At 53.1% G+C, this 21,076-nt stretch carries 20 protein-coding genes and 1 tRNA gene; 2 read left to right on the forward strand and 19 right to left on the reverse strand.

The annotated features are described in order from the left end of the window. From nuoH to carA, 19 genes are all read right to left on the reverse strand, one after another. Complete coding sequence (nuoH, locus tag GH984_RS02030) at positions 1-1,020, reverse strand: NADH-quinone oxidoreductase subunit NuoH (protein ID WP_153718536.1); 1,020 nt, start codon at positions 1,018-1,020, stop codon at positions 1-3. After that, entirely contained in the window at positions 1,017-3,431 is a 2,415-nt protein-coding gene (gene nuoG / locus GH984_RS02035; RefSeq protein ID WP_153718537.1) for an NADH-quinone oxidoreductase subunit NuoG, read from the reverse strand. The genes nuoH and nuoG overlap by 4 nt, the downstream gene beginning before the upstream one ends. Then, positions 3,428-4,705 (reverse strand): NADH-quinone oxidoreductase subunit NuoF, encoded by a 1,278-nt coding sequence (gene nuoF / locus GH984_RS02040; protein ID WP_153718538.1) that lies wholly within the window; start codon positions 4,703-4,705, stop codon positions 3,428-3,430. Before nuoF ends, nuoG begins: the two co-directional genes overlap by 4 nt. A 3-nt stretch (positions 4,706-4,708) precedes the next feature. Beyond that, positions 4,709-5,221, reverse strand: coding sequence for an NADH-quinone oxidoreductase subunit NuoE family protein (locus GH984_RS02045; protein WP_369691892.1), 513 nt, complete (start codon positions 5,219-5,221; stop codon positions 4,709-4,711). After that, positions 5,218-6,471 carry an NADH-quinone oxidoreductase subunit D gene (locus tag GH984_RS02050; RefSeq protein ID WP_153718539.1) on the reverse strand — a complete coding sequence of 418 codons (1,254 nt, stop codon included), beginning with the start codon at positions 6,469-6,471 and terminating at the stop codon, positions 5,218-5,220. The genes GH984_RS02045 and GH984_RS02050 overlap by 4 nt, the downstream gene beginning before the upstream one ends. Further along, positions 6,464-7,198, reverse strand: a complete 735-nt coding sequence (locus tag GH984_RS02055) for an NADH-quinone oxidoreductase subunit C (protein ID WP_153718540.1) — start codon at positions 7,196-7,198, stop codon at positions 6,464-6,466. Before GH984_RS02055 ends, GH984_RS02050 begins: the two co-directional genes overlap by 8 nt. A gap of 9 nt (positions 7,199-7,207) precedes the next feature. Then, a complete protein-coding gene (locus tag GH984_RS02060) occupies positions 7,208-7,684 on the reverse strand; it encodes a NuoB/complex I 20 kDa subunit family protein (protein ID WP_153718541.1) in 477 nt (158 codons plus the stop codon). Further along, the gene (locus tag GH984_RS02065) at positions 7,675-8,031 is read right to left on the reverse strand and encodes an NADH-quinone oxidoreductase subunit A (protein WP_153718542.1); all 357 of its coding nucleotides are present in this window, start codon (positions 8,029-8,031) and stop codon (positions 7,675-7,677) included. The genes GH984_RS02060 and GH984_RS02065 overlap by 10 nt, the downstream gene beginning before the upstream one ends. A 7-nt stretch (positions 8,032-8,038) precedes the next feature. Beyond that, positions 8,039-8,123, reverse strand: a tRNA-Leu gene (locus GH984_RS02070). 101 nt (positions 8,124-8,224) lie between these two features. Then, positions 8,225-8,593, reverse strand: coding sequence for a preprotein translocase subunit SecG (gene secG, locus GH984_RS02075; RefSeq protein WP_153718543.1), 369 nt, complete (start codon positions 8,591-8,593; stop codon positions 8,225-8,227). Positions 8,594-8,617: 24 nt separating this feature from the next. Further along, positions 8,618-9,352, reverse strand: coding sequence for a triose-phosphate isomerase (gene tpiA, locus GH984_RS02080; RefSeq protein WP_153718544.1), 735 nt, complete (start codon positions 9,350-9,352; stop codon positions 8,618-8,620). 55 nt (positions 9,353-9,407) lie between these two features. Further along, positions 9,408-10,757 carry a phosphoglucosamine mutase gene (gene glmM, locus GH984_RS02085; RefSeq protein WP_172973135.1) on the reverse strand — a complete coding sequence of 450 codons (1,350 nt, stop codon included), beginning with the start codon at positions 10,755-10,757 and terminating at the stop codon, positions 9,408-9,410. Then, entirely contained in the window at positions 10,757-11,560 is an 804-nt protein-coding gene (gene folP / locus GH984_RS02090) for a dihydropteroate synthase (protein WP_501193803.1), read from the reverse strand. The genes glmM and folP overlap by 1 nt, the downstream gene beginning before the upstream one ends. Further along, positions 11,550-13,475 (reverse strand): ATP-dependent zinc metalloprotease FtsH, encoded by a 1,926-nt coding sequence (ftsH, locus tag GH984_RS02095; protein ID WP_153718546.1) that lies wholly within the window; start codon positions 13,473-13,475, stop codon positions 11,550-11,552. The genes folP and ftsH overlap by 11 nt, the downstream gene beginning before the upstream one ends. A 48-nt stretch (positions 13,476-13,523) precedes the next feature. Next, positions 13,524-14,144, reverse strand: a complete 621-nt coding sequence (gene rlmE, locus GH984_RS02100) for a 23S rRNA (uridine(2552)-2'-O)-methyltransferase RlmE (RefSeq protein WP_153718547.1) — start codon at positions 14,142-14,144, stop codon at positions 13,524-13,526. After that, on the reverse strand, positions 14,144-14,362 hold the full coding sequence (locus GH984_RS02105) for a hypothetical protein (protein WP_172973136.1): 219 nt from the start codon (positions 14,360-14,362) through the stop codon (positions 14,144-14,146). Before GH984_RS02105 ends, rlmE begins: the two co-directional genes overlap by 1 nt. Continuing rightward, the gene (greA, locus tag GH984_RS02110; RefSeq protein WP_153718549.1) at positions 14,340-14,816 is read right to left on the reverse strand and encodes a transcription elongation factor GreA; all 477 of its coding nucleotides are present in this window, start codon (positions 14,814-14,816) and stop codon (positions 14,340-14,342) included. The genes GH984_RS02105 and greA overlap by 23 nt, the downstream gene beginning before the upstream one ends. Next, positions 14,813-18,034, reverse strand: a complete 3,222-nt coding sequence (gene carB / locus GH984_RS02115; RefSeq protein ID WP_153718550.1) for a carbamoyl-phosphate synthase large subunit — start codon at positions 18,032-18,034, stop codon at positions 14,813-14,815. The genes greA and carB overlap by 4 nt, the downstream gene beginning before the upstream one ends. 6 nt (positions 18,035-18,040) lie before the next feature. Then, a complete protein-coding gene (carA, locus tag GH984_RS02120) occupies positions 18,041-19,183 on the reverse strand; it encodes a glutamine-hydrolyzing carbamoyl-phosphate synthase small subunit (protein WP_153718551.1) in 1,143 nt (380 codons plus the stop codon). A gap of 162 nt (positions 19,184-19,345) precedes the next feature. On the opposite strand from carA, the gene GH984_RS02125 reads away from it, so the two are divergent. Together GH984_RS02125 and GH984_RS02130 are read left to right on the forward strand one after the other, a co-directional pair. After that, positions 19,346-20,281 (forward strand): ABC transporter ATP-binding protein, encoded by a 936-nt coding sequence (locus GH984_RS02125; RefSeq protein ID WP_369691913.1) that lies wholly within the window; start codon positions 19,346-19,348, stop codon positions 20,279-20,281. Between the two features lies 1 nt (position 20,282). Beyond that, positions 20,283-21,074, forward strand: a complete 792-nt coding sequence (locus GH984_RS02130) for an ABC transporter permease (RefSeq protein WP_153718553.1) — start codon at positions 20,283-20,285, stop codon at positions 21,072-21,074. Positions 21,075-21,076 lie beyond the last annotated feature (2 nt).

A 21,076-nucleotide genomic window follows, 5' to 3' on the forward strand; every position in this document is an offset into this window, starting at 1 on the left:
TTAGAACCACGGCCCAAACTCGGTTAACACCATGCCGGAGACAACGATTAGCCACACGACAGTAACCGGAATAAGCACTTTCCAACCCAACCGCATAATTTGATCGTAGCGATAACGCGGGAAAGTGGCCCTAAACCAAATGTATAAAAATAAAAACAGGCAAATTTTCAGGCAGAACCAAATAATTCCTGGCACCCAATCAAACATTGGACCCAGCACTGGAAGACCATGGAACGGCGAATACCATCCACCCAAGAACATCACGGCCGCCAGACCAGAGATTAAAATCATATTGGCGTATTCGGCCAAAAAGAAAATAGCAAACGCCATTCCCGAATATTCCACATGGAAGCCCGCCACGATTTCCGATTCACCCTCTGCCACATCAAACGGCAAACGGTTGGTTTCGGCTACGCCAGAAATCCAATAAACCACAAATAATGGCAACAATGGCAGCCAGAACCAATTCCATATTGGTCCTGCTTGAGCATGCACAATCTCGCTCATATTCAGACTGCCAGCGGCCATCAACACACCCACCAGCGCAAACCCCATCGCAATCTCATAAGAGACAACTTGGGCTCCAGCTCGCATTGCCCCTAGCAACGCATATTTCGAGTTAGATGCCCAACCGGCTAGGATGATGCCGTAAACGCCCATCGAGGTCATTGCCAAGACGTACAGCAATCCGGCGTTGATATCGGCAATAACGATACCCTCGCCAAGCGGCAGAACGGCCCAGGCGGCCAAAGCCGGCATGATGGCCAGCATTGGCGCTAACACAAACAAAAACCGGTTGGCATTTGACGGCAACACCACTTCTTTCATCAAAAGCTTGAGCGCATCAGCAATGGGCTGCAGCAATCCATGCCATCCCACGCGGTTTGGCCCACGACGCAGCTGCATGGCGCTAATCACCTTGCGCTCGGCATAGGTCATGTAGGCCACGGCCACAAATAGCGGAACCACTAAGGCCACAATCTTAGCCACAATCCATGCCAGCTCAATCAGTTCGCTCATGCACTTGTTCCTGCTGCCACTAGCGTTGCCGGTCCATTCATCGGCCCCAGACCCGCCGTGTTCTCAAGCCCGCCAGGCAGCCAAAAGCTTCCTACTGGCACCCTGTTATCAAAACGAACGATAAAGGTTTGGCTTGCTGCCGACTGCGTCACGCTAACTTTATCGCCCTCGCTTAAGCCCTTAACCACCTCATCGGCCGGATTAAGCACCACCTCGGCAGGCTGCGCCTGATCTGTGGCTTGCAAGCTCGGCGCATGACGAGACAACGCATCGACGCCGTATAGGCCGAGGATTCCCACACGCTGCATGTCTGCAGATGCATCAAGCGGCGTTAATGCATTTTCAATCGATGGCCGCGCCACCGCTGCCTCACCTGCCTGAGCCTTTACCTCAGCATGAATTTGGTCTGGCGCTTCATAGTCAAACCCGGGAGTCTCGAGGATATTGCCGAGTACTCGTAGCACTCGCCAACCCGGCCTCGCTTCTCCCAAAGGCTGGCCGACTCCACCAAATATCTGCCAGTGGCCATTGGCATTCACAAACGTACCGGCCGTTTCACCAAATGCCGCCAATGGCAAAAGAATACTGGCTTGTTGTCTTAAAGCCGGCGTATCCCAGCTGCTAAAGGCAATCACATGCTCAGCCGCGGCAAACGCCTGCTCGGCTAATTGCGGGTCCTGTAAATCATGGTCTGGCTCTAACCCATGCAGCACATAAGCTTTACGGGGGTCAGATAACATGGCCTTCGCATCAAGCCCGTTAGCCGCACTGCCATCGGCCCTGCGATCTGGCAGCGCCCCGGCAAGCCATGCCCCTGCTGAGTTAGCGCCCGGTGTGAGCGCGCCATAGCCAGCACCGCTAAGCTCTGCAATCAATGCCCCTAAATAGCGTAACTCCGCGCCCGCAGGATGCCCCTCGGCAAGCGCTCCAAGCAAAATCGTTTTCTTGCCTTCACCAGCCACTATGACAGCAAGCTTCTCGATGGTCTCGCTAGATACGGTGGTTGGTGCTTTCCAAGCCGCCAATGCAGCCGGTTCTGTAGTGCCTTTTTCACGCGCCACCACTCGAGCCACGGCCGCGAGCACAGCCGGCAGTTCCCCAACATGCGCAATGGCTTGTTGTGCCAAATCGAAATTCCAGTCAAAGCCACAGGGGTTGATGGCTAGAACCTTACCGCCGGCTAACGCAGCTTTACGCAACCGATGATTGAGCAGTGGCTGCTCATGACGCGGATACGCGCCAATGAGTAACACCACATCTTGGCTGTCTAGTTTAGAAAATGCCGTCTCTAAGCCAGGAAAGCCCTCTGTCGATGTACCGTCGCGAAAATCTGCGCGCTGCAGGCGCGTATCGATATTGTCACTACCCAATGCGCGCATGAGTAAGCTATGCAGCGCCATTTCCTCTGTTGTTGCCGACGGTGAAATTAAGCAACCGACTGCATCGGCACCATGCGCATCGACCGTGTCACGCAGGGCATTGGCCACCGCTTCAAGCGCTGTCTGCCAATCCACCTCATGCCACTGGTTGCCCTCACGCAGAAGCGGTGCAAGCAACCGATCTTCACTAACCACGCCTTCATAAGAAAATCGGTCACGATCGCTGATCCAGCATTCATTAATTGCTTCGTTATCGCGCGGCACCACACGCTTAATACGGCCGCGGAGCTGATGAAGCTCAATGTTAGACCCCAAGCAATCATGTGGCGCTATACCCGCATGACTGGTCATCTCCCACGCTCTTGCGGTAAACCGATAGGGTCTAGACGTTAGCGCTCCGACAGGGCATAGATCGATGATGTTGCCTGATAACTCAGAGTGCACACCGTCTCCGACTAAAGTTCCAATCTCGGTATGCTCGCCGCGGTGCATGGCCCCTAATTCAGAGGTGCCCGCAATTTCATCCAAAAACCGCACACATCGGGTGCAATGAATACACCGCGTCATCTCTGTGGCAATCAGGGGACCCAGGTTTTCATCTTTAACAACGCGCTTGCGCTCAACAAATCGCGAGACACTGCGCCCATAACCCAACGCAAGATCCTGCAGCTCACACTCTCCACCCTGATCGCAAATGGGGCAGTCAAGCGGATGGTTAATCAGCAGAAACTCCATAACACCCTGCTGAGCTTTAAGCGCGCGCTCTGAGGCCGTCCGCACCACCATGCCTTCCGCCACGGTGGTAATGCAGGCCGGCAAAGGTTTGGGTACTGGGCGCCCGCCCATTTCCACATCCACCAGACACATCCGGCAGTTAGCCGGTGCTGAGAGTTTGCTGTGATAGCAAAATCGCGGAATGTCGATACCTAATTCGTCGGCAACCGCGATAATTGACGCGCCCTTCGGCACCTCAACAGTCTGCCCGTCAATCTCTATAGAAACCTTTTCCGTATTTTCTACGACTGCGCTCATGCTGCTGCCTCAACCAAAGACCGCTTGTGTTCGATGTAGTACTCAAACTCATGTCGCCAATGTCTGAGAACTCCCTGTACCGGCCATGCAGCTGCTTCACCAAACGCGCAAATCGTATGCCCAGCAATTTGGCCTGCCGCTGATTCTAATAACTCAATATCTTCTGGGCGGCCGCCACCTTCGTAAATACGTTTAATGACTCGATACATCCAGCCTGTGCCTTCACGGCATGGCGTACATTGGCCGCAGGACTCGGCATAGTAAAATCGACTGATGCGCAGGATGGCTTCGACCATATCTGTGGTTTCATCCATCACCACCACAGCACCTGAGCCTAGCGCACTACCCGCCTTTGCGATGGAGTCATAGTCCATATCCACCTCAAGCATAGTCGCACCTGGCAACATCGGCATCGACGAGCCACCGGGAATAACCGCTTTAAGCTCTCGGCCTTTCCAAACCCCGCCAGCCATGGCCAGTAAGTCGGCAAAAGGCGTACCAAGCGGGATCTCGAAGTTACCCGGCTTTTCAACATGGCCAGATACTGAAAACGCTTTGCAGCCACCGTTATTGGGTTTACCCATTTCCAAAAACCACTGGGCCCCGTTGCGAATAATTGCAGGCACCGACGCTAGCGTTTCTGTGTTATTGATTGTGGTTGGCCGACCATATAAACCGGCTTGCGCAGGAAATGGCGGCTTGTTGCGGGGCATGCCTTTCTTGCCTTCCAAAGACTCCATCAGGGCTGACTCTTCACCACAGATATACGCGCCAGCGCCTATATAGTTGTGTACTTCATAATCAAAGCCTGAGCCGAGGATATTTTTCCCTAAATAACCTAACTCTCGCGCTTCTTTAACCGCCTGCTCCATGCGCTCGAACGGCTCTTTAATAAATTCACCACGCATATAGTTGTATCCAACCGTGGCATCCATGGCATAACCGGCAATAATCATGCCTTCTACCACCGCATGGGGATTAAACCGCAAGATATCACGGTCCTTGCAGGTGCCAGGCTCAGATTCATCAGAGTTACACAGCAGATACTTCGGCCCCGGAGCACTCCTTGGCATAAAGCTCCACTTCATCCCTGCTGGAAAACCCGCGCCACCGCGACCGCGCAAATTAGAGGTTTTCACCTCTTCAATCACTTGATCAGGCGTCATTCCCTCACGCAGCACTTTTTCAAGCGCTTGATAGCCACCAATGGCGCGGTAATTCTCCAGCGTCCAAGGCTCATCAAAATGCCGTGTTGTATAACATGCGCCAGTCATTAATTACTCCAGCTCGTCGAGGATTTGATCGATTTTCTCAGGGGTTAACTCGGTGTAGTACACCTCATCTACCAACATCATCGGTGCACCGGCACAAGCCGCCAGGCACTCCTCCTCCCTTTTTAAAGTGATTCGACCATCGCTGGTCGTTTCACCAAGCCGAATACCCAGTTTTTTTTCTGCATACGCCACAATCTCATTCGACCCACGCAGCATGCACGAGATATTGGTACAGATATTGACCTTATGCCGACCCACTGGCTCAACATCAAACATGCCGTAAAACGTGGCCACTTCATAAACGCGTGTGGGCGCAAGCTCCAAGTATTCCGCCACGGCATCCATACGGGCCCGAGGCAACCACCCACCACTATTGTGCTGAACAATATGCAGCGCAGGAATTACGGCTGAGCGTTTTCCTTCTGGGGAATCCGGAAAACGCGTAAGCCACGCATCGATTTCTGCGCGCTCTTGCTCGGTAAGACCTGCCTCAATGGGTTCTGCTGTACCGCTCACCGGTCAACCTCCCCAAAAACAATGTCCAACGTTCCCATGATTGTGACCACATCCGCCAACATATGCCCCTTTGCTAATTCATCCATCGCTGCCATATGCGCAAACCCAGGCGCCCTTAGCTTAAGTCGATACGGTTTATTTGCGCCGTCAGAAACGATATACGCGCCAAACTCGCCTTTGGGTGCTTCAATGGAGGCATAAACCTCACCCTCCGGCGGGCAATAACCCTCTGTAAAAAGCTTAAAGTGATGGATTAACGACTCCATATCGTCTTTCATCTCTTCTCGAGACGGCGGTGCCACTTTGTGATCTTGAATCATCACAGGGCCTTCATGACGACGAAGCCACTCCACGCACTGTCGAATAATTTTGACCGACTGGCGAAGCTCTTCCATCCGGATTAAGTACCGATCGTAGCAATCGCCATTCGTACCGACAGGAATATCAAAGTCCATACGGTCGTAAACTTCATAAGGGCGCTTACGACGCAGATCCCACTCAACCCCAGAACCGCGGAGCATTGGACCGGTAAAGCCAAGCTGCAACGCACGCTCGGGTGAAACCACTGCCACATCAACCAAGCGCTGCTTCCAAATCCGATTATCGGTCAGCAGAGTTTCTATCTCATCTACGGTGACTAAGAAACGGCTACAAAATCCCTCAATAAAATCGAGCATGTTGCCTTCGCGATCTTCATTCATCTGCTTCAGGTTTTTTTCTGACCGAAACTCAGAAGACCGATACTTTGGCATGGTGTCAGGCAAGTCTCGATAGACTCCACCAGGCCGGTAATACGTGGCGTGCATGCGCGCACCACTGACAGCCTCGTAACAGTCCATCAGCTCCTCACGCTCTTTAAACGCATACAAAAAGACCGTCATCGCGCCCACATCAAGACCGTGCGCGCCAATCCAAAGCAAATGATTCAGGATTCGAGTGATTTCATCGAACATCACCCGAATGTATTGCGCCCGCTCAGGCGGCGTAATGCCGAGCAATTTCTCAATAGCCAGTACATAAGCATGCTCGTTACACATCATCGACACATAGTCGAGCCGATCCATATAACCGATGCTTTGATTGTACGGCTTGGTCTCGGCAAGCTTTTCGGTGGCACGATGCAGTAGGCCAATATGAGGATCGGCACGCCGCACAACCTCGCCTTCCATCTCAAGCACTAGCCGCAACACGCCATGTGCAGCCGGGTGCTGAGGCCCAAAGTTGACGGTGTAGCTATTAATTTCAGCCATTCTTCGGCTCCTCCGCAGCGGCAGGATCCGCATACCGATTGTCATCTCGAATTACCCGTGGAACGAGCACTCTCGGTTCAATAGAGACCGGCTCGTAAATGACTCGGCCCTTGGTTTCGTCGTAACGCACTTCCACATTGCCAATCAGCGGAAAATCTTTGCGAAATGGATGACCAACAAAACCATAGTCTGTAAGAATGCGGCGCAAGTCTGGATGCCCTGTAAACAAAATGCCGTAGAGGTCAAAGGCTTCTCTTTCCTGCCAATTGGCCGAGGCCCAAATCGGCATCACCGAGTCGAGCATTGGCATATCATCATCGGCGGCAAAGCAACGCACCCGTAACCGCAAGTTGTTGGTTACCGACAGCAGGTGATAAACCGCGGCAAACCGGCGTGCCGTATTCGATGTGATCTCCTGCACGCCATAGATGCCAGTCAAACCGAGACGACCGGTTGAAAAACCATCTACGCCCCGACTAAACCCCGTATTACTGGCTTCATCCGTTGTCCATTCATCTTGTCCATACGCGGCATAATCAACGCCAGCAATATCCAGCAGTTGCTCAAACTGAAGGCCTTCCGCATCACGCAGTTGCTGCATAGCGGCATAGAGATTTTCGGGAGCGACTTCGATTTCTGCCTCGTCGTAGGCGCAGACGCTGCCGGCAACTAATTCACCCAGCACCGCATTAACCCGTTCCAGGAGTCGCTCTGGGGAAATGGCCATACCTACTCCTTAGCGTGCGATGGTGTTAGTGCGACGAATTTTGTTCTGCAGCTGAACAATGCCATAAAGCAGGGCTTCTGCTGTTGGGGGGCAGCCCGGCACGTAGATATCAACCGGAACAATTCGATCGCAGCCACGAGTGACTGAATAGGAGTAATGATAATAACCGCCGCCGTTGGCACAGGACCCCATCGAGATAACCCACTTCGGATCCGGCATTTGGTCGTAAACACGGCGCAACGCAGGCGCCATCTTATTAACCAGAGTGCCCGCCACGATCATGACATCAGACTGACGAGGCGAAGGCCGAAAGATCAACCCCAGTCGATCCATATCGTACCGGGCCGCTCCCGCATGCATCATCTCTACCGCGCAACAGGCTAATCCAAAGGTCATCGGCCAAAGTGACCCCGTGCGCGCCCAATTAATAAGCTTGTCTGCAGAGGTGGTAACAAAACCTTTTTCGAGAACGCCCTCTATTCCCATTCCAGCGCTCCTTTTTTCCACTCGTAAAGAAAACCGATTAGCAGGATGCCGATAAATACCGCCATTGCACCAAACCCAAACAATCCAATTTCATCCAGAACAATCGCCCATGGAAAAAGAAAGGCAATTTCTAAATCAAAAATGATGAACAAAATGGCAACAAGGTAATACCGGACATCAAACTGCATCCGAGAGTCTTCAAACGCCTCAAACCCACACTCATAAGGGGAGAGTTTGTCTTGATCGGGCCGGCGGGGCGCCAGCACAAAGCCTGCCAACAACGGAACAACGCCAATGCCCATGGCAAGGACGATAAACACCAGCACTGGCAGATAACTTTCAATCATAAAATAATGGTGCGGATGGCCGGACTCGAACCGGCACGGCTTTCGCCACTGCCCCCTCAAGACAGCGTGTCTACCAGTTCCACCACATCCGCGTAACGGTAGCCAAATTTATTCGCTAAGCGTACCAGTATAGGGCAGTCGCCACAATCAAAAACCGCCGCCAAACACGCCTATAACGGGTTTTTCTTAAGCCCTACTCCGCCGGCGCTGGTGCAGCTTCCTCGCCGCTAACCCGTTCGCCCGCAGCGTCTTCAGGCACCGGTGGCATCGTATCCTCTTCGATTAAGGAGTCGGGTTCCACACGATCAATCACACTATCGCCTGAGTCACTAAATGTGCCGGCCATAATCGCCAGCGTAAGACTGGTAATAAAAAACAAAATACCCAGTATTCCGGTTAAACGACCCAAGAATGACGCAGAGCCACGCGCACCAAAAACCGTACTCGAAGCCCCACTGCCAAACGCAGCCCCTGCATCGGCGCCTTTACCATGCTGCATGAGCACAATGCCGATTAACGCAACGGCAAGAATGAGATGAATTGCTAGAACAATCGTGTACATGTGATTCCCAGGTTCAAAATACTGCTATTGCCGCGCTGCAGCGCAAATCGCCGCAAATGCATCGGCCTTAAGTGAGGCACCGCCAATCAATCCGCCATCAACGTCTGGCATCTCAAGTAGCGCCTCCGCGTTATCTGCATTCATGCTGCCTCCGTAGAGGATACGCAAATCTGCTGAAACCCGCTTGCGAATAAAGGCATGAACGGCCTGTGCTTGCTCAGCAGAGGCCGTACGCCCGGTACCAATGGCCCATACCGGCTCATAGGCAATAACGCCATCGCCAAATCCAGCCTCACCCAGCACGGCTGCCACGGCATCAACTTGCGCCGCAATCACGGCTTCGGTCTGCCCCGCCTCACGCGCTTCTAGCGTTTCTCCAACGCACAGAATCGGCTTGAGGCCGGCACTAAGGGCATGTTGATAACGTTGCGCTATTAGCTCATCGGTTTCGGCGTAAAACTGCCGCCTCTCTGAATGGCCCACAATCACGTATCGCGCGCCCAAATCAGAAAGCATTTCCGTGGCAATCTCGCCCGTGCGCGCACCAAGCGGCACTTCTGCACAATTTTGCGCACCTAAATCGACGTTCGATCCGGCGATTGCCTTGGCGACGCGCTCTAAATGACAGGCTGGGGGACACACCACAACATCTACCCCACTAACCCCAGATACAGCATTAACAACCTGTTCTGCCAACGCGCCAGCCGCATCAGCAAGACCATTCATCTTCCAATTCCCAGCGATAAGCGGAGTTCGCATCAAAATTTATCCGTCGCAGAAAAAGGAGGAAGGGTACTGTGCAGCGTCAGTTTTATCAATGCGCGACCTCGGTAACGGCAATAATTTCGCTGGCAAGTCGCTCGGCCGCATCGCGTACCCGACCTGCATCTTCCCCTTCAACCATCACGCGCAAAACCGGCTCGGTGCCCGAAGGACGCAGCAGTATGCGCCCCGTTTTTCCCAACTCAGCCTCGACCGCTGATACGGTATCGCCCACTCTTTGATTTTTTAGCGCATCAACGCCCGCGGTAACCGGTACGTTGATCATACATTGCGGCAGCTTTTCCATACCCCGTGCCAGCAAGCTCAGCGGCAGCTGTTGATCAAGCGCGTACCCAAGCACTTGAAGTGCTGACACCACACCATCCCCTGTTGTGGTTCGATCTAAACAAACTAGGTGCCCAGAAGACTCTCCACCAATTGTGCCACCGGTTGCCACAAGCCGCTCAAGTACATACCGATCGCCAACTTTAGCGCGTTCGAACGGCACACCCAGCTGCTCAAGGGCTAACTCAAGACCCAGGTTACTCATTTGCGTGCCAACCACCGGCCCAGCAAGCAACCCCGCAGCGTGCCTGCCACGCGCGATAATCCAAAGCAACTGATCTCCATCAAGCGCGGTGCCGGTCTCATCAACCATAATAACGCGATCCCCATCCCCATCTAAGGCGATACCAAGATCGGCGCCATGATCTAACACCGCTTGCTGTAGCGGCTCGATATGGGTGGAGCCACAGTCGACGTTAATATTAAGCCCGTCCGGATGCACGCCCCGCCGAATCACTCGAGCGCCAAGCTCCTCAAATACCGCAGGCGCAACCTGATAACCTGCCCCATTGGCGCAATCGACTACAATCGTAAGCCCAGCCAACCCCTTGGCGCGCTGCAGCGTATGCTTACAAAATTCAATATATCGACCGGGCGCATCCACTAATCGGGAGGCTTTACCCAGGGCGGCTGACGGTACCGTGGTCAAGGGGCGCTCAAGCTGCGCCTCTATCGCAAGCTCTGTGGCATCATCCAGCTTAAAACCATCCGCTGAGAAAAACTTAATCCCGTTATCCTCATGCCCATTATGTGAAGCACTAATCACAATGCCGGCATTAGCGCGAAGCGTACGCGTCAAATAAGCAATAGCCGGGGTGGGCATGGGCCCTAGCAATTGAATATTAATGCCCGCTGCAATCAGCCCCGCTTCTAACGCCGACTCAAACATGTAGTTTGAAAGACGTGTGTCTTTGCCAATCAGCACCTGCTCGCCAACGCCCCGACCTGCCAAGACCTGCCCCGCCGCCCAGCCAAGCTTAAGCACAAAATCAGCTGTGATGGGCGGCTCTCCAACCCGCCCCCGAATTCCGTCGGTCCCAAAATACCGCTTGGCCATCAATGACTCCTTATGAATTGGACAAGCCGAACCGCATCTACGGTTTCTGCTACATCATGAGCTCGAATAATACTCGCACCGTTCCAAGTTGCCAGCGTTGCCGCTGCCACACTACCGGCCAAACGGTCTTCTATAGGACGACCTAAAACCCTCCCAACCAAAGACTTACGAGATAATCCTGCTAAAATCGGTAACCCTAGCGTGGCCAGTTCGGCCAGATTGGCGAGCAACTGGGCATTATGCTCATCCGTTTTACCAAACCCAAAGCCTGGATCAATAATCAGTCTTGTCCGATCGATTCCAACTGCTTCGGCCGCGGCCACCCGCTCTGCCAAAAAACCGCGAACCTCTGCAACGACATCGTCGTAGTGCGGATTATTCTGCATCGTTGCCGGCGTGCCTTGCATGTGCATTAGACAAATCGACACATCGAGCGCCGCTGCCGTTTCCAGTGCGCCAGGCTCAGTAAGCGCCCGCACGTCATTAATCAACCGGACACCCGCATCGCATGCAGCGCGCATGACAGCCGGCTTGCTGGTATCCACAGAAATGGGAATAGAAACCGCGGAGTGCACCGCTTCAATTACCGGTAAGACCCGATCAAGCTCTTCAGCTAAAGCCACTGGCTTTGCGCCAGGGCGGGTCGATTCACCGCCAACATCAATAATAGCAGCGCCGGCAGCCTCCATCGCGCAGGCATGATCGATAGCTGCTTGAGCGTGTACGAAAACACCCCCGTCTGAAAACGAGTCGGGGGTCACATTGAGGACCCCCATCACACAAGGTACGGAACTAGTGCTCACTCGCTGGACGGCCGCCAACATCACCATCCTTACCATCTTCGGCCTTCGCGGTGTCACCGGCCCCACCGGCGCCTGTGTCGGCCGTTGGCGCAGCCGGTGGCTCTTTTGGTGGACGCGGCGGTTGACCATTCATCACGTCATCAATTTGATCGCGATCAATGGTTTCGTACTTCATTAGCGCATCAGCCATGGCATGCAGGATATCAACGTTTTCTTCGAGCACCGCTTTTGCCTCGGCATAATTTTCCTCAACAATGCGGCGTACCTCTTCATCGATGGCATGCGCCGTTTCGTCAGAGATTGTCTTATGCTGCGTGACCTGATGGCCTAAAAAGACCTCGCCCTCATCTTCACCATAGGCTAATGGGCCCATGCGATCTGAAAGCCCCCATTTGGTGACCATGTTTCTGGCAATTTCAGTGACCCTTTGGATATCACTCTGGGCGCCGGTCGTGACACTTTCTGGGCCAAAGATCATTTCCTCAGCAATTCGTCCACCAAACAAGCCGCAAATAGAGCTATTCAAACGCCGCTTGGTGTAGCTATAGCGGTCTTCCTCAGGCAAGAACATAGTCACGCCCAGTGCTCGGCCCCGAGGAATAATAGTGACCTTATGCACTGGATCGTGCTCTGGCACTTTTAGACCCACTATCGCATGGCCTGCCTCATGGTAGGCAGTGAGGCGTTTTTCTGCCTCACTCATCACCATTGATTTGCGCTCGGCGCCCATCATGATTTTATCTTTTGCGTCTTCAAAATCCTGCTGATCAACCACTCGCTTATTGCGACGGGCCGCAAATAACGCAGCCTCATTCACCAGGTTAGCCAGATCTGCACCCGAAAAACCGGGCGTTCCTCGAGCAATCGTGCGGGCATCAACATCGTCAGATAGCGGCGTTTTATTCATGTGTACGCGCAGAATCTGCTCACGACCACGCACATCCGGTAATGGCACAACCACCTGCCGGTCAAAACGGCCCGGACGCAGTAACGCAGGATCGAGAACGTCTGGGCGGTTTGTGGCTGCAATCACAATTACGCCTTCGCTGCCCTCAAAACCGTCCATTTCAACAAGCATTTGGTTAAGCGTTTGCTCACGCTCATCATGCCCGCCGCCTAAACCGGCGCCACGCTGACGCCCCACCGCATCAAGCTCATCAATAAAGATAATGCAAGGCGCCTGCTTTTTTGCCTGAGCAAACATATCGCGCACACGCGAGGCGCCCACGCCCACAAACATCTCAACAAAGTCGGAGCCAGAGATACTGAAGAAAGGCACACGGGCCTCTCCAGCTATCGCCTTAGCTAGCAGCGTTTTACCCGTTCCGGGTGGGCCAACCATCAGCACACCCCGCGGGATGGTGCCACCCAAGCGTTGAAACTTGGATGGATCTCTAAGAAACTCCACCAGCTCTACAACGTCTTGCTTGGCTTCTTCTACGCCAGCAACATCTTTAAAGGTGACCTTAATTTGCTCTTCCGACATCATCTTGGCGCGACTTTTACCAAACGACATCGCGCCGCGGCCGCCGCCACCGCCCTGCATTTGCCGCATGAAGTAAATCCACACACCAATTAAGAGCAAGAATGGGAACCACGAGATCAGAATCTGCAGCAGCATGCTGCGACCCTCTGGCTCCTCACCGCGAATCGCTACGCCGCCATTCATGAGCTGGCCGATCAGTGCGTTATTGTCAGTCTCTGGGCTGTATGTACTAAAGTTTGACCCATCCGATCGGGTGCCCCGAATAACCGGCCCACTAATCGTGACTGAATCTACCCTGCCCGTATCAACCTCACCCAAAAACTGTGAGTACGGGATCTCTTGAGCAGTTGTTCCCTGATCTTGGAAATTACTGAAGACCGACATCAGCACTACCGCGATGACGACCCACAGGATCAGATTCTTGGCCATGTCATTCAAGACGCCTTACTCCCATCATTTACAATTCCGCCCACATTACTACGCAACAAAGCTGCGGGCTAGCAAGTACACCTCACGACTCCGATCGCGTGAGGCCTCTGGTTTTCTACTCTGCACCTTGCCAAAACGCTGCCGAACCTGCGTCAGCAGCTCATCAAATCCTTGTCCTTGGAACACTTTGACCAACAATGTACCACCGGGGTTCAGCCGCGTATCGCAAAAATCTAGCGCCAACTCAGCTAACATCATCGCGCGCGGCTGATCAACCGCCTTTATTCCAGATAAATTAGGCGCCATATCCGATAGGACAACATCCGCTGCCTGCCCCTCAAGCAAATTATCCAGCGCAGCAAGCCCTTCGTCTGAGGCAAAATCCGCGTTTACAAACGCCACCCCAGCTGGCACAGGCATCGGCAAAAGATCAATGCCCACTACACGGCCTGTTGGCAGAACCTTCTGCGCTGCATACTCGCTCCAACCACCCGGAGCTGCGCCCAAGTCAACAACGGTTTGCCCCGGCTTAAAAATCTCATCTCGATCATTAATTTCCTGCAGTTTAAACACTGCGCGCGAACGCAACCCGCGCCGCTGAGCCTCTTTAACGTACGGATCGTTAAAGTGCTCACTCAACCATCGGCGACTACTGCGTTTACGTGGCATTAGTCGTCTTGGGCAGACACTTGACGAGTGCGCACCGCTAACCAACCGCCAGCGCCCACCCCTAGGCCCGCCAACAAGAGCAGTTCTAAGAGATGACTTAAATCGAGCCGCCAGATAACCAATAAGACACCGATGGCCAACCCAATAATAACTGCTAGCTCAAGTTTGACCGCATCAAATGGATTGTCGTGAGCGTTACTCGTAACGGACTTCGACAATTTCGTAGCCACGCTGCCCGCCGGGGGTTTGGACCTCAACGACATCGCCTTCCTCCTTGCCGATCAGCGCACGCGCAATAGGCGACTGCACCGATATGAGACCCGCCTTAATATCGGCCTCATCTTCGCCAACGATCTGATAGGTTTTTTCATTCCCATCTTCTTCATCAGCTAACAAAACCGTAACGCCAAACACCACTTTGCCGCTAGCTGGCAAGCTCTTCACATCAATAACTTGGCCATTGGATAATTTGCTTTCTATCTCTGCAATGCGGCCTTCAATAAAACCCTGCTGCTCGCGCGCGGCGTGATACTCCGCATTCTCTTTTAAATCGCCATGCGCACGCGCCTCGGCAATGGCCTTAATCACGGCCGGTCGATCTTCTGATTTCAGCCGCTGCAGCTCATCACGCAACAACTCAGCGCCACGCACCGTCAATGGAATTCTGTTCATACTCGCGCCTCCCGATAAAGGTCCTGCAAGGAGCAAACGCTAACTCCATCTAAATAATCGAGCGCCTGACAGGTGGCCCGCGCGCCGGCCATGGTTGTGGTGTAGCAAATTTTATTGTGCAACGCCTCGCGGCGTATCGAAAAGGAATCTGCAATGGCCAGACGCCCTTCGGTGGTATTGATGATCAAGTCGATTTCTCCATTTTTAATGGCATCAACGATATGTGGCCTCCCTTCCGCCACTTTATTAACAAGCGCGCAATCAATGCCGGCAGCCTGTAACATCGCGCCCGTGCCTGCGGTTGCCACAAGGCTAAACCCGCGTCGCTCTAAATCACGAGCCACCGCAATAGCGGCGTTCTTATCGGCATCACGCACACTGATAAACACCCGACCCGCACGCGGCAAATCGACACTGGCAGCAAGCTGCGCCTTGGCGTAAGCCTCGCCAAAGGTTGCGCCGACACCCATCACCTCGCCGGTCGATTTCATCTCTGGCCCTAAAATCGGATCTACACCAGGGAATTTGATAAACGGGAATACCGCCTCTTTAACCGCGTAGCTTGCCGGTATCACCTCGCGCACAAACCCTTGAGACTCTAAATCGTTACCCACCATGCAGCGCGCAGCAATTTTAGCCAACGGCACACCCGTTGCTTTTGAGACAAACGGCACGGTGCGCGATGCCCGTGGATTGACCTCTAACACAAAGATTGATTCGCCCTGAATGGCAAACTGAGCGTTCATCAAACCAACCACACCCATTCTCAGCGCCATCTCGCGCATTTGCGCGCGAATCTGATCACTGATGTGCGGTGCTAGGCTGTATGGCGGCAGCGAGCAGGCGGAATCTCCAGAGTGCACGCCTGCCTGTTCAATATGCTCCATGATGCCGCCGATGAGCACTTGATTTCCATCGCAGACAGCGTCGACATCAACCTCGATTGCATCATCCAAAAATCGATCAAGCAGAACTGGCGAAGCATTCGATACCTTCACGGCCTCGTTCATATATTGCGCAAGCTCAGATTCCTCGTAAACGATTTCCATCGCTCTGCCACCGAGCACATACGAAGGGCGCACCACTAATGGATAGCCGATCTCTGCTGCCAGCGCAAAAGCCTGCTCGGCGCTGGTCGCGGTACGATTAGGGGGTTGAGCGAGACCCGCCGCCTCAATAACACCCTGAAAGCGCTCCCGATCTTCCGCCAAATCAATCGAATCGGGCGAAGTACCAATAATGGGCGCACCGCACGCCTCAAGATCACGCGCAAGTTTCAGGGGCGTTTGGCCACCATATTGAATAACGATGCCCTCGGGCTGCTCAGTAGCAACAATCTCAAGCACATCCTCAAGCGTTAACGGCTCGAAATAGAGTCGATCAGAGGTGTCGTAGTCGGTCGAGACGGTTTCTGGATTGCAGTTGACCATAATGGTCTCAAAGCCATCCTCCCTGAGTGCCAGCGCGGCATGCACGCAGCAGTAATCAAACTCAATTCCCTGACCAATCCGGTTGGGCCCACCACCGAGAATCATCACCTTGCGCTGATTGGTGGGAGCCGACTCACACTCTTCTTCGTAAGTGGAATACATATACGCGGTTGCCGTTGCAAACTCAGCCGCACAAGAGTCAACCCGCTTATAAACCGGACGCACGTCAAGCTTATGACGCAATGCTCTAATCTGGTGTTCGGTGTGATCAGTCAGCCGAGCAATACGGGCATCAGAAAAGCCGCGCCGCTTGAGTTGACGCATGGCCGCTTCATCCATCGATGAGACGCCCGATTTGGAAAGCGCTTCCTCGCGGTTAATCAGATCTTCGATTTGAGCTAAAAACCAAGGATCGATCCAGGTATGACCAAAAACGGCATCTAAATCGAGGCCTGCACGGAACCCATCTGCCACCCAAAGCAGGCGCTCAGGCCCCGGCTGCCGAAGCTCTTGGACTAACCGATCCACAGACTTGGCATCGGCTGGGTCTAAACGCGGATCAAGCCCCTCAAGGCCATTTTCTAGACCACGCAGCGCTTTTTGCAACGACTCTTGGAAGGTGCGGCCAATGGCCATCACCTCTCCCACCGATTTCATTTGGGTGGTTAGAACGGGCTTTGCCAGGCTGAATTTCTCAAAAGTAAACCGGGGTATTTTGGTAACGACATAATCAATACTTGGCTCAAACGATGCAGGCGTCAGACCACCCGTAATCTCATTACGCAACTCATCTAGCGTAAAGCCAATAGCCAACTTTGCCGCCACTTTGGCAATGGGGAATCCAGTGGCCTTTGAGGCCAGCGCAGAAGAGCGAGAAACACGCGGATTCATTTCAATAACAATCAGACGCCCATTTTCTGGGTTAATCGCAAATTGCACGTTAGACCCGCCAGTCTCTACGCCAATTTCTCGCAATACCGCCAGCGAGGCGTTACGCATGATCTGATATTCTTTATCTGTCAGCGTTTGCGCTGGCGCCACGGTAATTGAGTCGCCGGTGTGAACCCCCATCGGATCAAGGTTTTCTATCGCGCAAATGATGATGGCGTTATCGGCTTTATCTCGCACCACCTCCATCTCAAACTCTTTCCAGCCGAGCACGGATTCTTCAATTAAAAGCTCATTGGTTGGAGAGAGGTCTAAACCCCGCTCACAAATTTCGGCAAATTCTTCTTGGTTGTACGCAATACCACCACCACTGCCACCAAGCGTGAATGACGGTCGAATAATGGTAGGGAAGCCGATTTCAGCCTGCGCAGCCTTTGCCTCATCCATCGTGTGAGCAATGCGCGCTCGTGGGGTGTCTAAACCGATGCGGGTCATCGCCTGCCGAAATGCCTCACGATCCTCAGCCATATCGATGGCTTCTTTGGTCGCACCGATCATTTCTACGCCATGTTCAGCCAGAACACCATGCCGCTCCAGATCAAGCGCGCAGTTCAGCGCGGTCTGACCGCCCATGGTCGGTAACACCGCATCTGGCTTTTCATGAGCAATAATCTGCGCCACAACTTGCCAGGTAATTGGCTCAACATAGACCGCATCTGCGGTATCAGGGTCTGTCATGATGGTGGCGGGGTTCGAGTTGACCAATACCACCCGATACCCTTCCTCACGCAGAGCTTTACAGGCTTGAGCCCCGGAGTAATCAAACTCACAGGCCTGACCGATCACAATCGGCCCTGCTCCAATAATGAGTACCGTCTTTATATCTGTACGCTTAGGCATGCTTTACTAACCCTTGTGGGCGGCCATCAATTGAATAAAGTGAGAAAAAAGCGGTGCAACATCATGCGGCCCCGGGCTAGCCTCTGGATGGCCCTGAAAGCTAAATGCAGGCCGATCAGTTAACTCAATCCCCTGCAGTGATCCGTCAAATAAGGATTGATTCATGACGCGCACATTTGCAGGCAGCGTAGCGGCATCTACCGCAAAGCCGTGATTCTGGCTAGAAATCATCACACGACCGGAATCGAGATCCAGCACGGGATGATTAGCGCCATGATGCCCAAACTTCATCTTTAAGGTGCTCGCACCCGCTGCCAGGCCGAGCAACTGATGGCCCAAACAGATTCCAAATACGGGCAGCCCTTTTGCAAGAAATTGCTTGGTTGCCGCGATGGCGTAATCAAGCGGCTCAGGGTCTCCCGGGCCGTTCGAAAGGAACACACCATCTGGCTTGAGGGCAAATACTGCCTCGGCAGATGTCGATGCGGGCACTACCGTCACTCGACAACCCCGATCCACTAACATCCGTAAGATATTTCGCTTAACACCAAAATCGTAGGCAACAACATGCCAAGGCAGTTCAGCGTCTGTTTTGGAAGCCGGTTCTTTTTCTGCATGATCCAGCGCCCACGTGCCAAGCCGCCATTCATATTGCGTTTCAGTGGTAACCGACTGCACTAAGTCGCGGCCCGTTAGATCCGGATGATCCGATGCCTTTTCGACAGCATCGGCGGTACTCATGGAGCCATCCCCTACGATGCAGCCCCGCAGCGCCCCTTTCTCTCGAAGCAGACGTGTCAACCGCCGCGTATCGATATCGGCAATTCCAACAACGCCATGCTGCGCTAGATACTCAGACAACGACCCGGTAGCACGCCAGTTGCTGACCCGTAGCGGTAAATCTCTAATGACCAAGCCAGATAACTGTGGCCCTTCAGCTTCTTCATCGAGCTGGGTGACGCCCGTATTCCCAATATGCGGGTAAGTTAACGTCACAATTTGGCCAAAATACGAGGGGTCTGTGCAAATTTCCTGATAGCCCGTCATTGCCGTGTTAAAGCAGACTTCGCCCAGTGTGGACCCGCTCGCGCCCAAAGCCGTGCCGTGAAATACTGATCCGTCTTCAAGAGCGAGAAAAGCGCTAGTCATTACGCCATAACCCCTTACTTACTCACAAAAACGGGAGGGGTCCCGGGGAGCCCTCCCGTCATACATATAACCCATCTGAGTTTACGCCTCGGCTGCTTCCGTGTCGAGCCACTTGCACTATTGCGGGCTAAACCGATAACGTAGCGGTTTTTCGGTTCCAAAATCATGAATGCGCTTTCTCTGCGCCAATTAAATAAGACCTACGATGGTGGGGTTGTTGCACTTAAAGACGTCGACTTAGAGGTGACGCCGGGCGATTTCTACGGCCTGTTGGGCCCTAATGGGGCTGGCAAAACAACCATCATCGGCATCGTCACCTCACTGGTCCGCCCAACCTCGGGTCAGGTGAGTGTGTTTGGTCATGACATCATCACTTCTCCTTGGGAGGCCAAGTCAAACCTTGGCTTAGTCCCACAAGAATTCAACTTCAATCAGTTTGAGACCGTTAGTCAAATTGTGCTCAACCAAGCCGGTTTCTACGGCGTAGATCGTGCAACTGCTGAACGCCGCGCCGAGCAATACCTGCGAGAGCTTGACCTGTGGGACAAGCGCAACGTGAACTCCCGTACTTTGTCTGGAGGCATGAAGCGACGGCTAATGATCGCACGTGCGCTTATTCACGAACCGCGCCTGTTAATTCTTGATGAGCCTACCGCGGGGGTAGATATCGAGCTAAGACGTTCGATGTGGACTTTTTTGCGCGACTTAAACGAGCGTGGCACCACCATTATCCTCACCACTCATTATTTGGAAGAGGCTGAAACGCTTTGCCGTAACATTGGTATTATTGATGGTGGAGAGATCATCGAAAATACCGATACGCGCTCTTTGCTGGCCAAGCTCAAAAGTCAAAGTTTTTTACTTGACATCAGTACACCACTATCTGAAATGCCAACACTCGATAACTTTACGGTAACGCCAGTTGATGAGCGCACCATCGAGGTAGAAGTGCGGGGCAACCAAACGCTCACTGACTTATTTGACCAACTCAATAAAAGCGGCGTTTCGGTAACGAGCATGAAAAACAAATCAAATCGTCTCGAAGAGCTATTTATTCGTACGCTTGGTCGATCCAAGCCAACGCAGGAGGTTAGCTGATATGGCAGGGTTCTATCCCGCCTACCCTCGTCAAACGCTGATCGCGTTACGAACCCTTGTGTGGAAAGAAACGCATAGATACTTGCGGATTTGGCTTCAAACGCTGGTTCCACCAGCCATTACCATGACACTGTATTTTGTCATTTTTGGCAGCCTGATCGGCTCACGCGTTGGCCCCATGGACGGTTTTAGTTTTATGGAGTTCATTGCGCCAGGCATCATCATGATGTCCGTTATTACTAACGCTTACACGAACGTGGTGTCGTCTTTTTTTGGCGCCAAATTCCAACGCCATATCGAAGAGTTATTAGTATCTCCAACACCCAACTATGTCATCTTGGCCGGGTATGTTGCTGGTGGTGTTGGGCGCGGACTTTTTACCGGGCTGATCGTTACCATCATCGCCACGTTCTTTGCGGACTTACAAATCCACAGTATCCCGATTACTATTTCGGTTGTTTTCTTAACAGCCGTTCTCTTTTCCCTCGGCGGATTTATTAATGGCGTGTTTGCGCGGAAGTTTGACGACATTGCGATTGTGCCCACGTTTATACTGACCCCATTGACCTATTTAGGCGGCGTATTTTATTCGCTATCAATGCTTCCTGATTTTTGGGCGCGGTTGTCGATGGCAAATCCGATTTTATATATGGTTAACGCCTTCCGGTATGGCATTTTGGGGCAATCTGACATCCCGCTTGCCACCGCCTACCTATTAATTCTAGGGTTTATTACCGCAGGCACCTTCTTTAGCTTGTGGCTTTTACGTCACGGCACGGGGCTAAGAAGCTAAGC

The sequence above is a fragment of the Spiribacter salilacus genome, from assembly GCF_009649225.1.
In the GTDB taxonomy this organism is placed as follows: Bacteria; Pseudomonadota; Gammaproteobacteria; order Nitrococcales; family Nitrococcaceae; genus Spiribacter; species Spiribacter salilacus.